Below are 14,064 nucleotides of genomic sequence, written 5' to 3'. Positions count from 1 at the left end.
TAATTGAGATAGTTTATCGGTTAATAGAAATTCCAGCTATTAAGCTTACAAAATTATATATAACAAAAGCTTATTGGAATAAAAAAATCCAATCGGAGTATTGATATGCACAAAACATTATATCAGGCGCTGCAAGTGGCTTTTCCAGAGCTTAAGGATGCAGAACTGCCTGAAGAGCAAGATAATTTTGAGGGTTTAACACAGTGGCTCAATCAGTTTTATGCCAATTTGCAGCAGTTAAATATGATGGATTATCGGCAAAATGGCATTCGTGAATGTCATCGGCTGCAGCAGCTGCAAATTGATTTAGATGAATTGAACAATCAAATTGATGCAGAAATGAGCACTTTTTTTGAGATGTATGAAGAAAGCGATCAAGAGATGGACCCCGAACCTGCGCATGCATATGATTTTGAGTTTACCTATAACGTAATTTTCAACAATATTAAATTATTTATAGAGCCATATGATCTAGCCCTTTTAGTGATTGAGCAGGAAAATCCCTATTGGTTATTGGTGCCCAATAACGAAGAGCTGATCGATTGTATTATCACTAATTTTAATGCGATTTTTGGCAATGAAGAGCCCATGGTTTTAATAGATTAGGCAGTTGATTTTTGTGAGCTGTCATATTTTATTCAAATTATTTTTTTAGAATGTATGAGATGCATTCGCAGCGCTCTGCTTGAAGTGCAGCAATAGAAAAATAATTGAATAGAAGACAATCGCATGGATGATAAAAAGATCTATCAATGGCTGCAGTCATGGTATCCGGAGCTGCAAACACGCAAAATTCCAAAGTCAAAAAATCGCCGCAGCTTTGAACAGTTGAGTTTGTGGCTATTGTCCGAGAAGAAAGAACAGGATGAACGCTCATTTATAATGACTTTTGATCCGCTGGAGTTTACTGAAGCTGATCTTGCAAGAAGTGCTGTATTGCAGGATCTGCAGATAGATACGGTGCAAATGCATCATGATATTGTTAAGCAGACTCAGCCGATTTATACCCATTATGAAAAATCAAAACAGCTCTTAGGCAAATATTACAATGTGCAGGAGCAGCTTGCTGAAATTATACTGAATGCCATTTATCAAGAACTGAGCACATATAAATATGAGCTGCTGCTGATCTGCGCAGAGCAATACTATTGGCTTGCCGTGCATCAGGATGCAGAAAAACTGCATAAATTTTTAAAAAGGTTTGAAAAGCAGTTTAAAGCGGAGGATATCGCAATACATCACTATACATTTTCGCAGTGTTCTAAAATGATTTAAGAGCGGTGTTCAGTTTTTTGATTTATACAATTTTAACTTTTAGACGAGGGTGTGCCCTGTATATTTTTAATGCCGTATTTGGGCTTAAATCGCTCATCTTTAAAAAAGAAATAGAACAGCATAGTCACGGCTGTAATAAAAGACACAAAATAAGCAGTCTTAGCTTCAACTAGCATTAAAGAATCTGCACTTTGATTGCGTATTGCAGTCATGGCGCACAATAATATACCCATATAAATAAACGTGGAAATATAAGGCGCTTTAGGTGCGAGCTTCAGCATGAGATAAATAGGAATAGCGTTTAAAAATAGCAATCCTGTAAGGAGTAAAGAGCGTGCGATTAAAGATTCTTTTGCTTGTATGTAGAGAGCTGTCTCGCCAGTTAAATACAATAATGTATTGATTAATAAGTAGCTGATAAGCGGAATAAAAATAAATTTAAGCCAAGATTTCATTGTTAAAGATCTTATTTTTGAATTTTATTGATTATGCTTTGAGTGTTGCAAAAAAAATAGCCTGTTAAGGTAACAGGCTATTTTAAAAAAATTTAGGATTCAGTGCTTATTTTAAGAAACGCTGATAACCCAAGTTGTTGGTAATTTCCGCATATGGATAAGTAATGCTTTCCAATGTTTCGATTAAACCGTCCGGGTTTTGCTTAGCATCAGTTGCTTCCATACCCACCAATACGCGGCCTTCGGCTGCGCCGTGATTACGGTAATGGAACAGGGTAATGTTATGCGTAGGGCCTAGACGTTCTAAGAAAGTCAGCAGTGCGCCCGGACGTTCTGGGAATTCCACGCGGAATAAGCGTTCATTTTCAATGTCTGCGTGGCCGCCGATTAAATAGCGGATATGCAGTTTAGCCACTTCATCATCAGAAAGATCGTCTACATCATATTGGAATTTTAGGGTCTCAAAAATTTCATGACGTTCTTTTTCCCCGCCTTTTAAGCTAATGCCGACAAAGACTTGCGCTGCAGAAGCATCGCTGGCGCGGTAGTTAAACTCGGTGATGTTGCGGCCTTGCAATGCACGGCAGAATTTTAAGAATGAACCTTTTTCTTCTGGAATTGTCACTGCAAAAATGGCTTCTTTGCGTTCGCCCAATTCAGTACGTTCTGCAATGTAGCGCAGGCGGTCAAAGTTCATATTGGCGCCGCATACAATCGACACCATGTTTTTGTCTTCTAAGCCATGTTCAGCAGCATATTTTTTAATGCCAGCCAATGCCATTGCACCAGACGGTTCTACAATACTGCGGCATTCGTCAAAAGTATCTTTAATGGCTGCGCAGATTTCATCGGTATTTACCAGTACAACTTCACGCTCAACAATTGGGCCAGAGTTATCTGATTTTTGCAGCTGAATCACTTCAAATGGTTTTTCACCAATTTGCGCAACCGCCGTACCATCGGCAAATAGGCCGACAGAAGGCAAGATCACACGCTCACCGGCTTCAAAGGCTGCTTTTAAACATGCAGATTCGTCATATTCAACTGGAATAACTTTAACATGCGGTGCAACATCGCCTAAATAAGCTGCAACACCAGCAATTAAGCCGCCGCCGCCGACTGCAACAAAAACATATTCCACATCACGCCATTGACGCAAAATCTCATTGGCAATAGTGCCTTGTCCAGCCATGACCAATTCATCATCATACGGCGGAATAAATGACATGCCTTCTTCTTGAGCGCGCGCGATCGCATATTTATTGGCTACGTCAAAAGAATCGCCATGCAGAACAACTTCTCCGCCTAAGCGTTTAACTGCTTGAACTTTAATATCAGGAGTAGTTTTTGGCATAACAATAATGGCGCGAATACCCAACTTTTTGCCAGATAGAGCCACACCCTGAGCATGGTTACCTGCAGAAGCTGTAATAACGCCACGTTCCAACTGAGATTTCGGTAATTGGCTGATGCGGTTATATGCGCCGCGCAGCTTGAAGGAAAAGACAGGTTGCAAATCTTCGCGTTTGAAGCGAATGTTATTGTTTAGTTTTTCACTAATTCGTGGCGCTGCTTCGAGTGGGGTTTCGATTGCAACGTCGTAGACTGTTGCCTGTAATATTTGTCGAACCAAACGAGACAGCATGTTAATTTTCCATCTAACAGTTTAAAATAGGCATTCATTGTAACAAACACCAGTACATTTGGGCTGTTAAATCAGCGGCAAATGTCAAAAAATAGTTGAGCCAAGATATGAGTCTGTATGCTACCCAAGATGAAAAAAAACAAGCTGCTGCTAAAGCTGCTTTGAAACATTTGCCGAAGGGCGGTATTTTGGGTGTAGGTACAGGAAGTACAGTAAACTTCCTCATTGAATTATTGCCAGAGCTTCAATTGGAAGCAGCTGTTGCCAGTTCTGAAGCAACTGCGCAGCGTTTAAAAAAATTAGGCATTGAAGTGGTCGATATGAACCATGTTGGCGGCTTAGATGCTTATGTAGACGGCGCTGACGAAATTGACCGTCACATGCATATGATCAAGGGTGGCGGTGCGGCGCTGACTCGTGAAAAAATTGTTGCATCTATTGCGAAAAAATTCGTTTGTATCGTCGATGATTCTAAATGGGTCGATCAGTTAGCGCGTGAATTTCCGCTGCCTGTAGAAGTGATTCCAATGGCGCGTTCTGCTGTGGCGCGTAAAATTGTCTCTTTAGGCGGTGACCCTGTGTACCGTGAAGGCGTGGTAACGGATAACGGTAACGTGATTTTAGATGTTTATAACTTGAATATCTTGAATGCACTAGAACTTGAAAAAACTTTAAATAATATTCCGGGTGTGGTGTGTAACGGTATCTTTGCTTTGAATAAAGCGGATATTGCTATTGTTGCAACCGATAACGGTATTGAAGAGCGTACTGCGGTTTAATTTGTTGATTCAATATAGTTCTATCAAAAGTTTAATTGAATTTATATTGAAAGTTCCTTCTCCCTCTGGGAGAAGGTTAGGATGAGGGGATTAATCAACCTCTCCCTAACCCTCTCCTGAAAGGAGAGGGAACAATAAGCTTCATAATACGATTATAGAATAAATGACCCCAAACCTTCCTGAAATTCAAATCACCCGAAAATTACGTGCAACACGCCTAAGACTGCGTGTAGAGCCGACGCAAATTAAATTAACTGTGCCGCAGTTTTGTACTCAGCGCCAAGTACAAGATTTTTTGAAGCAATCCGAACAATGGATGATTGAAACATGGCAGAAGCAGCAGGAAAAAGCAGGGTTGCAGGATCGAAGTTTGCCTGAAAAATTAAAACTATTTAATTTAGAACAGCCTTTAAGCATTGTTTATAAAGTTCAAAAACATTCATTCATCTTTGATGAGGAAAATCATCAACTTTTTATTAGTGACCGTCAGCCTGAAAGCTATTTAAAGTCTTTTGTCATTGCTTATGCAAAGGCATATTTACCATCGTATTTAAAAAAGCTGAGCAGTGAGACAGGTCTAAGATTTAATCAATGTGCAGTACGTCAGCCCAAAACCCGTTGGGGTAGCTGCTCTGCTAAACATGACATTATGCTGAACAGTGGATTGGTGTTGTTTCCATTGGAAATTGCACGATATGTGGCCGTACATGAGTTGGCGCATACCAAGCACTTTGACCACAGTTCAAACTTTTGGGCGGAGGTTCAAAAACATGATGTTAATTTTCAGCAACATCGGAAAATACTAAAAATGACGCCAATGCCTTGGTGGTGGCTGGAAAAATAGAGGTATACAAATGAGTTATAAAATTAAAATACTGTCTCAAGATGAGCATGTGGAAGAATCACTTTGGATTGAAGTTGATGGAAAAATATTAAACGTTTTTTGTAGTGATTATAATTTTGTTTTCAACGTTAATAGTGTTTATCATGTTGAATTAGAATATGAAATATTTGATGAGTATGTGCCCGAGATAACAGATAACTCACCTCAATTTAGAAAAATTGATCAGTCTTTTGCTTATGAAATTATTGGGATGTTAAATAACGAAACTTTATCAGTAGGAGATATCTTTTTTAAAGATGAAATTCTATTAAGTGAATACGGGTATTTAGACAATAAAATAATTAGTTTAAAGGTAGATCGTATTAAACTTTATTTTGACTAGATAACTTATATTTACTAATCGCTACTTAGTTTCTGTAATCCTAGCTTGAAGCAGTTTATGAAGCACTGTTGTTTTTTTATAAATTTACCGTTTATGAAGAAATAAACCCAAGCAAAACAGTTCAGAAAACCGTAACTTCCTGTCATACTACGCAGTCATCAAATGGATACTTTGAATAGAGGTAAAGAGCGTGATTTCAGTAGGTATTGTCGGCGGTACAGGTTACACAGGTGTTGAATTACTGCGTATTTTACTGCGACACCCAAATGCAGAAGTAAAAGTTCTGACATCACGTACTGAAAATGGGCGCCGTGTCGATGACATGTTCCCAAGCCTGCGCGGCCATACCGATCTTCAATATTCAGACCTGAACATTGATGAACTAAAAAAATGCGACGTTGTATTTTTTGCGACTCCGCACGGTGTAGCAATGAAGCATGCAGAAGAATTGGTCGCTGCAAATACCAAAGTAATTGACCTAGCTGCAGACTTCCGCTTGCAAGATTTAGAACAGTTTGAAAAATGGTATGGCCAAGACCATGCATGTCCAGAGCTATTAAAAAATTCAGTTTATGGTTTATCAGAATTAAACCGTGACAAAATCAAACAAGCCAACGTGATTGGTAACCCAGGCTGCTATCCAACAACTGTGCAGCTTGGTTTAGCGCCAGTTTTAAAAGCTGAAGGATTAGTAAAACCTGAAAGCATTATCATTGATGCAAAATCAGGAGTTTCTGGTGCAGGTCGCAAAGCCAGCCTTGGCATGATCTATTCAGAAAATGCAGATAACTTCAAAGCTTATGGTGTAGCGGGTCACCGTCATCATCCTGAAATTGTTGAAGCTTTGGAAAATATTTCAGGTCAAAAAGGTGTATTTAACGAGATTTTATTCGTACCGCATTTGGTTCCGATGATCCGCGGCATGCTCAGTACAATTTATATTGATTTGACTGAAGCAGGCGCTGCAGCTGACTTGCAAAGCCTGTATGAAGAATTCTATGCAAATGAAGCTTTTGTAGATGTGATGCCAGCGGGCAGCTCTCCAGAAACTCGTTCTGTACGTGGTGCTAATCAATTACGTATTGCACTTTATAAACCACAGCCGAAAAAGTTGGTCATTCTTGCAGCGCAAGATAACTTGGTGAAAGGCGCTGCCGGTCAAGCCGTACAAAATATGAACTTGATGTTCGGTTTTGCAGAAGATGCTGGCCTGCAAGGCATTGGTTTATTACCATAAGAAACGTTTAAATGCTTCACACACATTTAGATTTCGATTTAAATGTGTGCTTTGAATAAATCAAAAATAAGAGATGATGATGCAAAATTCAGATTCAGAAATCACTTCACAGCAAGACGGCGGCGATAAGAAACCGTTTATGCAGACCAATATGCCGCTGGCCATTGGCGCTGCGGTTTTAATCCTAAGCAGTGGATTGCTGGGATACACGGTAGGTCACCGCCAAGGTCTGACAGTAGTGGGTTATGATGCAGATGCAGAACAGCTGGTCGAAGTGGTGCAGAAGCAAAAGTCTGAGTTGGCGGTGCTGAACAAAAGCCTGAATACGGCTGTTCAGGAGCGAGATATTGCCGTCAGCAATTCAAATGATTTATTTACTGAAGTAAATAATGCCCGAAATGCACAGGCTCAAGCAGAAAATGTCGGTATTTTGTACCGTGAAGTGCTGCGTCAGCGCGGCGGTATAGCCTTGGCAGTGCAGCATATTGCGATCAAACCTTTGCCTGATAATGCTTTTGAATATCAGCTGGATTTAATGCAAGTGAGTCCGAGCAAAAGCCAAGCAGCGGGCAGTGTTGAAATTCGTTTAATCCAAGGAACAGAAGTTATGACTGTTCCTATGGATGATAAAAACTTCAATTTTGAAAATACAGAGCGCTTAACAGGCCGCTGGACTATGCCTAAAGGTTTTAGTCCAAACTTTATTGAAGTGCGTTTAAACAGCGCCGGCAAGCAGGTTGTACGCCGTTTCAGCTGGGCAAAAGGGCCAGCAGTTGATAGTCAATCCTCGTTTCTCTCAGAAATTCCACAAACTGAAGCAAACTCAAACTGAAGTGTGAAACAAAAATCATATGCGAAGCAATAAGCGCCAAACTTGTCTATCAGACATTAAAGACTCATTTTATCAAACTGGAATCGTGGATTGGCACGTGAGTCCGCGCTTAGCCAGTGAAACGCATGAGGATGGGGATGCTGACACTACTGTAATGACTGCGCGTCCAGAATTGAAACGTCCGCCTATGTATGCTGTCGTTTTAATGAACGATGATTACACCCCAATGGACTTTGTAATAGAAATTTTACAACAATACTTTGCTTTGAATCTTGACCAAGCCACTCAAGTAATGCTAACTGTACATTATGAAGGAAAAGGTGTAGCAGGCGTCTATCCGCGGGACATTGCGGAGACTAAAGCGAACCAAGTCAATAATTATGCTCGGTCTCAAGGTCATCCATTGCTTTGCCAGATTGAGCCAAAAGATTAAGGGGGTTGCATGCTCAGTCGTCAATTAGAAGTATCATTACGTTTGGCTGTCAGCATGGCTCGTCAAAAGAGACATGAGTTTCTGACGGTAGAACATTTATTATTGGCTTTACTCGATAACGACTCTGCTGTGAATGCGTTAAAAGCATGCGGGGCAGACATTATCGTACTTCGCAAAGAACTAGAAGAATACGTAGAACAGCATACACCGAAGCTTGGTGAAAACAGCGACCAAGCGCCGCATCCAACTGAAAGCTTTGACCGTATTTTGCAGCGCGCAATTTTCCATGTGCAGTCTAGCGGTAGCGACCGCACCGTAGAAGGCGCAGATATCTTGGTCGCAATGTACTCAGAGCGCGATTCATTTGCAGTGTATCTGTTGAAACGTCATCAAATTAACCGACTGACTTTAACTCAATACCTTTCACACGGCACACGCAAAGACGAAGCGCCGCAGGAAGAAGAAATAGAAGAGCTGGATGGTGAAACTGCATCATCTGCCAATGCAGGTCCTCTGGAGCTGTATACGACCAACTTAAATGCCGAAGCTCAAAAGGGTAAAACGGATCCTTTAATTGGCCGTGAAAAAGAAATTGAACGTGCCGCACAGATTCTTTGCCGACGCCGTAAAAATAACCCATTGCTTGTGGGTGATCCAGGTGTAGGTAAAACATCAATTGCTGAAGGTTTGGCTTGGCTGATTGTGAACGGCAAAGCACCAAAACCATTAGAAAATGCTGAAGTATATAGCCTTGATATTGGTGCATTGGTTGCAGGTACAAAATACCGTGGTGATTTTGAAAAGCGTTTAAAACAATTGTTGAACGCGCTGAAGAAAAAACCTGAAGCAGTGTTATTTATTGATGAAATTCACATGATCATTGGTGCTGGCTCAAGCATGGGCAGCACAATGGATGCTTCGAATCTGATTAAGCCAGCTTTGGCCAACGGCAGTTTGCGTTGCATCGGCTCAACCACATTCCAAGAATATCGTCAGGTTTTTGAAAAAGATCATGCACTTTCACGCCGCTTCCAAAAGGTTGATGTGAATGAGCCTTCAATTTCTGAAACAATTGATATTCTACGCGGTTTGAAATCGAAGTTTGAAGACTTCCATCATGTTAAATATGACGATCAAGCTTTGGTTTCAGCTGTAGAGCTTTCTGCAAAATTCATTAATGACCGTTTTTTGCCAGATAAAGCCATTGATGTGATTGATGAAGCAGGTGCTCAGCGCCGCTTAAAAGCAGAGCAGGATGATACAGCTATTACTGTTGAAAATATTGAAGATATTGTTTCTAAGATTGCACGCATTCCGCCAAAAACAGTATCTAAAGATGATAAAACAGTACTGGAAAATCTAGAACGTGATTTAAAACGTGTTGTCTTTGGACAAGACGAGGCTATTGAAGCCCTAGGTTCTGCGATTAAACTGTCTCGTGCAGGTCTTAAATCGCCAGATAAGCCTGTCGGCAGCTTTGTATTTGCAGGTCCTACAGGTGTGGGTAAAACAGAAGTGACTAAACAGCTGGCAAAATTGCTGGGTGTAGAATTGGTCCGTTTCGACATGTCGGAATACATGGAGCGCCACGCCGTATCACGTTTAATCGGTGCGCCTCCAGGCTATGTCGGGTTTGATCAAGGCGGTTTATTGACAGATGCGATTCATAAAAACCCGCATTGTGTCTTGCTTCTAGATGAAATTGAAAAAGCGCATCCAGATGTGTTTAATCTGTTGCTGCAAATTATGGATCATGGCTCTTTAACGGATAATAATGGCCGTAAATCTGATTTCCGTAATGTTGTTTTAGTACTAACCACAAATATTGGCGCAGAAAGTATTTCACGCATCAGTATTGGTTTTATGGAGCAGGACAACAGTAAAGACAATCAGGATGCAATGAAAAAAGCATTCTCGCCTGAATTCCGTAACCGCTTAGATAGCGTAATTCAGTTCAAAGCATTGCCTACGACAGTCATTGAAAATGTGGTTGATAAGTTCTTAACAGAACTTCAAGCGCAACTCGATGATAAAAAAGTCATTCTTGAAGTGGATCAATCTGCACGTGAATGGATGGCAGAAAATGGCTATGACCGCTTAATGGGTGCACGTCCTATGCAGCGTTTGATTCAAGAACACTTGAAGAAACCGCTTGCTGAAATGATTCTGTTTGGTGAGCTGGCAGAACATGGCGGCAATGTTGCTGTTTCTGTGAAAAAGGAAAATGGCAAAGCTGTAGGTTTGAAATTGGAAGTTTTTGAAGATCAAACAGCTGAACCAGCTTAAAGATTTTCGATTATAAAAAATAACCCGTGTATTCACGGGTTATTTTTTGCTAACAAGTTTTATAAATGGTTTTAAATGCTTAGGTATATGTAGTAGATGATGGATATTCAGATTACAAAAGTTTTAAGCACTTTTTTATTATTTTTCCTCACGGCTGTGATGGAAATTTTAGGCTGTTATTTCCCATATTTGATTTTAAATCAGGCGAAGTCGCAGTGGTTGTGGGTTCCAACAGTTTTTGCTTTGGCGGCATTTGTTTGGCTACTTACTTTGCATCCTGCTGCATCTGGCCGTATTTATGCGGCATATGGGGGGATTTATATAGTTACTGCACTGATGTGGCTGCGTTTTGTTGATCAAATCAGTTTAAGCCGCTGGGATGTATTGGGCGGTGCAGTTGTCTTGATTGGCGCTGCGATTATTATTGTGCAGCCGCAAGGACTGCTGCGTTAAGCGCTGTTTAAACCAATTTATTTAGATCTTGCTGCAGTGATTTTCCCAGCTGCAGCAATATTTGATTATTTATGATGAATTATTTTACTTTGCAGTTCTTTTGCTTTAATTCAATAACATAATTTTTGCTTTCAGAACTCAGCTGCAGTTTGATGCTATAAGGATTACTGCGCTGATATTCATGCTCAAAGAAAATATTGCAGTTTTGCACCAAATTTTTTTTAATTAATTTCTCGACTTGTTTGTGACCTAAATCCTGTTCAAATTGCGCAAAGTCTGGCGTTGTGATGATGCCTTTTAGATCTGTGTGGTCTGCATATAAGTTCAATTGTTCAATAATGGTATTGTGATCAATTTCAAGTGGCAGTGTTCTAGAGTCTTCCGCGCTTAATACCGAAAGTATTTCATTTAAGGTTTCTGCCTGCTGAATTTTATATCGTTCATCAATAATGTTCTTTGATTGAAGATATTGATCAAACTCTGTTGCCTGAACCTGTATAGCAGTACAAAGCAGGATAAAGCCAAAACCAAGATGTCTTAAAAGCATAAAACCAATCACTTATTAAAATTATGGTTTTGATTATATCCATACTGGCAAAAAAAAAGCACCTTCTGGTGCTTTTTTAGTACTAATTACTTAGTCTTATTTAAGGTTTTCATTGATCAAGAATTCGACTAAAGCTTTTTGAGCATGCAGGCGGTTTTCTGCTTCATCCCAAACCACAGCATTTTTATGATCTAGCATGTTTTCTGAAATTTCTTCACCGCGGTGCGCTGGCAAGCAGTGCATAAATAAGCAATCTGGGTGCGCAAGATCCATAAGGCGTTCATTAACTTGATAATCAGCAAATGCTTTTTCACGGATTTTTTGTTCTTCTTCTTGGCCCATGCTTGCCCAAACGTCAGTAACGATGAGGTCTGCATTTACAGCTGCATCTTCAGCTGAGTTTACCAGCTCAACACAGTGCGCGAATTCTGAAAGAAATTGTGCTTTAGGTTCATAGCCTTTAGGCGACGCAATTTTAAGTTTAAAACCCCACATGTGTGCAGCTTCAATATATGAGTTGCACATATTGTTACCATCACCAATCCAAGCGACAGTTTTACCTTCGATTGAACCGCGATGTTCAACAAAAGTTTGAACGTCAGCTAACAATTGGCAAGGGTGGTGGTCATCAGTCAGTGCATTAATCACTGGAACTTTAGAGTAAGAGGCAAAGCGTTCTACGATGTCGTGGCCAAAAGTACGGATCATCACAATATCAAGCATGCTTGAAATCACACGTGCTGAATCTTCAATTGGTTCGCCGCGGCCTAACTGAGTGTCGCGCGAAGAAAGGAAAATTGCGCTGCCGCCAAACTGGCTCATGCCTGCTTCAAACGATACGCGTGTTCGGGTGCTCGATTTTTCAAAAATCATGCCCATCACTTTACCAACGAAAGGCTGGAATACTTCGTTGCTGTGCTGTTTGCGCTTCAGCTCGATACCGCGCTGCACAATTTGGTTAAGTTCTAAAGTCGATAAATCGCGTAAAGTTAGAAAATGACGCAGAGCCATGATTACTCCACAATAATTGCTGAATGAAAAATAAACAACAATTAGTTGTTGGTTGGTTAAGTGAAAAAGGGAATCGAATACTCTATACCAAATTTACGCAAAATTGCAAAAATTCTATGGCTTTTGATGGCCATCTAAGAAGCGATCTACGCAATAACTTATGTAATTGATGTTTTCTTGATCGGAATCTTCAACTGGCAAGCCCATTAAAACTTTCCATTCAATATTGCGCAGGATGCCAAAATAGAATTGGGCCGAAAAAATTGGGTTGGCACAAATCAGAAGACCTTTGTTATGTGCAGTCTCTAAAGCTTTTGCAATGGCCATTTGAATTTCTTTTGGCCCATGTTCATGAATATGGCGTGCAATTTCAGGATTGCGCTGACTCTGCTCCAAAACTAAGCGCATAAAAGCGGCTTTTTCGGGCTGATTTAAATGTTGTTGAAAATTGATCAGCGTTTGAATTAAGTAGTTGCGGAAATCTAAAAGATCGGGATTAAACGGCATGCAGATGTCTTTAAAGAATTGATCACGGCGATAGTCGCAAATTGCCTTAAACAAGCCTTCTTTATTGCCGAAATATTTATAAATAGAGGCTTTAGAGCCGCCTGCATGATTGACGATATCGTCTAAGGATACCGCATCATAGCCATGTTCCAGAAACAGTTCAGCCGCACTTTCTAAAAGCGCTACGCATCGTTCATGACCGCGTTTGGTTTGCGGTAAATCACGTGCAATGGGTTCTAACTGAGCTAAATCTTGCATATAGGAAATGACATTATCCAATCTTTTAAACTTTCTTAATTATAGCAAAGCTTCGCGCAACTTTGTTCAGTCTGCTGCAGGCGGGGAAGATTATGCTGTAACGAAATAATATTATATATTTAATAAATGTTTGACTAAAGTTTTAGAGTAAAAAATCTAAAGGGTCATAGCAGGCAAAATATTTATGGTTATACTCAAGCCTCAACAAATAAAGAACCGCTGTGGAAAGGAATATGACAGAACAAACGTCTGCAGGTTTAAGATTTAGACAAGCACTGGAAGTGGAAAAACCATTACAAATCATCGGTACAGTCAATGCTTATGCAGCAATGATGGCCAAACAGGTGGGTTACAAAGCCATTTATGTTTCGGGTGCCGGTGTCGCAAACTATTCTTATGGCTTACCTGATTTGGGTATGACCAGTCTGGATAACGTTTTAGAAGATGTCCGCCGTATTACAGAACGAGTAGACACACCGCTGTTAGTGGATATTGATACAGGCTGGGGCGGTGCATTTAACATCGCGCGCAGCGTTAAGCAAATGATTGCTGCAGGTGCTGCAGCTGTTCATATTGAAGATCAGGTTGCGCAAAAGCGCTGCGGCCATCGTCCAAACAAAGAAATTGTGTCTCAGCAGGAAATGGTAGACCGCATTAAATCTGCGGTTGATGCTAAGACGGATTCAAATTTTGTGGTGATGGCGCGTACAGATGCTTTGCAAAAAGAAGGCTTACAAGCTGTAATTGACCGTGCTTGCGCGTGCGTAGAAGCAGGTGCAGATGCCATTTTTGCTGAAGCCATGACGGATATTACGATGTACCGCACCGTGTGTGATGCGGTAGGTGTGCCTGTATTGGCAAATATTACAGAATTTGGCGACACGCCTTATTACACGGTGGATGAATTGGGCGAACAGGGAATCAGCATGGTGCTGTATCCGCTTTCTGCGACACGCGCAATGCAAAAAGCAGCTTTAGAAGTGATGCATTCTATCCGTAAAGATGGCACACAAGTGAATGTGCTGGATAAAATGCAGCAGCGTAAAGAATTATATGAATTTCTTGATTATCACACCTTTGAAAATACATTAGACAAACTCTTCACTGAAGGAAAATAAAA

At 40.5% G+C, this 14,064-nt stretch carries 16 protein-coding genes; 11 read left to right on the top strand and 5 right to left on the bottom strand.

All coding sequences use genetic code 11. The annotated features are described in order from the left end of the window. The first annotated feature begins 105 nt into the window (after positions 1-105). Positions 106-606, top strand: coding sequence for a hypothetical protein (locus tag B9T34_RS03930; RefSeq protein WP_086211866.1), 501 nt, complete (start codon positions 106-108; stop codon positions 604-606). A gap of 123 nt (positions 607-729) precedes the next feature. Next, on the top strand, positions 730-1,275 hold the full coding sequence (locus tag B9T34_RS03925; RefSeq protein ID WP_086211865.1) for a hypothetical protein: 546 nt from the start codon (positions 730-732) through the stop codon (positions 1,273-1,275). Between the two features lie 32 nt (positions 1,276-1,307). Here B9T34_RS03925 and B9T34_RS03920 read toward each other — a convergent pair whose 3' ends face one another. Continuing rightward, positions 1,308-1,730, bottom strand: coding sequence for a hypothetical protein (locus tag B9T34_RS03920; RefSeq protein ID WP_086211864.1), 423 nt, complete (start codon positions 1,728-1,730; stop codon positions 1,308-1,310). Between the two features lie 106 nt (positions 1,731-1,836). Then, entirely contained in the window at positions 1,837-3,375 is a 1,539-nt protein-coding gene (ilvA, locus tag B9T34_RS03915; protein WP_086211863.1) for a threonine ammonia-lyase, biosynthetic, read from the bottom strand. A 107-nt stretch (positions 3,376-3,482) separates the two neighbouring features. Here ilvA and rpiA point away from each other — a divergent pair, with 107 nt between their 5' ends. From rpiA to B9T34_RS03875, 8 genes are all read left to right on the top strand, one after another. Next, complete coding sequence (gene rpiA / locus B9T34_RS03910) at positions 3,483-4,154, top strand: ribose-5-phosphate isomerase RpiA (protein ID WP_086211862.1); 672 nt, start codon at positions 3,483-3,485, stop codon at positions 4,152-4,154. 163 nt (positions 4,155-4,317) lie between these two features. Further along, positions 4,318-4,998 carry a SprT family zinc-dependent metalloprotease gene (locus B9T34_RS03905; protein ID WP_086211861.1) on the top strand — a complete coding sequence of 227 codons (681 nt, stop codon included), beginning with the start codon at positions 4,318-4,320 and terminating at the stop codon, positions 4,996-4,998. Positions 4,999-5,008: 10 nt separating this feature from the next. Then, positions 5,009-5,380 (top strand): hypothetical protein, encoded by a 372-nt coding sequence (locus tag B9T34_RS03900; RefSeq protein WP_086211860.1) that lies wholly within the window; start codon positions 5,009-5,011, stop codon positions 5,378-5,380. A gap of 190 nt (positions 5,381-5,570) precedes the next feature. Further along, complete coding sequence (argC, locus tag B9T34_RS03895; protein ID WP_086211859.1) at positions 5,571-6,617, top strand: N-acetyl-gamma-glutamyl-phosphate reductase; 1,047 nt, start codon at positions 5,571-5,573, stop codon at positions 6,615-6,617. A gap of 79 nt (positions 6,618-6,696) precedes the next feature. Next, the gene (locus tag B9T34_RS03890) at positions 6,697-7,449 is read left to right on the top strand and encodes a DUF6776 family protein (protein ID WP_086212054.1); all 753 of its coding nucleotides are present in this window, start codon (positions 6,697-6,699) and stop codon (positions 7,447-7,449) included. Positions 7,450-7,468: 19 nt separating this feature from the next. Beyond that, entirely contained in the window at positions 7,469-7,882 is a 414-nt protein-coding gene (gene clpS / locus B9T34_RS03885) for an ATP-dependent Clp protease adapter ClpS (protein WP_086211858.1), read from the top strand. Between the two features lie 9 nt (positions 7,883-7,891). Next, entirely contained in the window at positions 7,892-10,168 is a 2,277-nt protein-coding gene (gene clpA / locus B9T34_RS03880; RefSeq protein WP_086211857.1) for an ATP-dependent Clp protease ATP-binding subunit ClpA, read from the top strand. 99 nt (positions 10,169-10,267) lie between these two features. Beyond that, positions 10,268-10,621: a YnfA family protein gene (locus B9T34_RS03875; RefSeq protein WP_086212053.1), complete on the top strand. Its 354-nt coding sequence runs from the start codon at positions 10,268-10,270 to the stop codon at positions 10,619-10,621. A 79-nt stretch (positions 10,622-10,700) separates the two neighbouring features. Here B9T34_RS03875 and B9T34_RS03870 read toward each other — a convergent pair whose 3' ends face one another. The 3 genes from B9T34_RS03870 to B9T34_RS03860 all read right to left on the bottom strand — a co-directional run bounded on the left by B9T34_RS03870 (position 10,701) and on the right by B9T34_RS03860 (position 12,944). After that, complete coding sequence (locus B9T34_RS03870) at positions 10,701-11,168, bottom strand: hypothetical protein (protein ID WP_086212052.1); 468 nt, start codon at positions 11,166-11,168, stop codon at positions 10,701-10,703. Between the two features lie 96 nt (positions 11,169-11,264). Further along, positions 11,265-12,179: an ornithine carbamoyltransferase gene (gene argF / locus B9T34_RS03865; RefSeq protein WP_086211856.1), complete on the bottom strand. Its 915-nt coding sequence runs from the start codon at positions 12,177-12,179 to the stop codon at positions 11,265-11,267. A 114-nt stretch (positions 12,180-12,293) separates the two neighbouring features. After that, positions 12,294-12,944, bottom strand: a complete 651-nt coding sequence (locus B9T34_RS03860; protein ID WP_086211855.1) for a TetR/AcrR family transcriptional regulator — start codon at positions 12,942-12,944, stop codon at positions 12,294-12,296. Between the two features lie 233 nt (positions 12,945-13,177). Between B9T34_RS03860 and prpB the strand changes: the two genes are divergently transcribed. After that, positions 13,178-14,062, top strand: a complete 885-nt coding sequence (gene prpB / locus B9T34_RS03855) for a methylisocitrate lyase (protein ID WP_086211854.1) — start codon at positions 13,178-13,180, stop codon at positions 14,060-14,062. The last annotated feature ends 2 nt before the right edge of the window (positions 14,063-14,064 follow it).

This window comes from Acinetobacter sp. ANC 3813 (assembly GCF_002135435.1).
In the GTDB taxonomy this organism is placed as follows: Bacteria; Pseudomonadota; Gammaproteobacteria; order Pseudomonadales; family Moraxellaceae; genus Acinetobacter.
The sequence above is the reverse complement of the archived record's forward strand: the minus strand, read 5'-3'. Positions and strand labels throughout refer to the sequence as shown.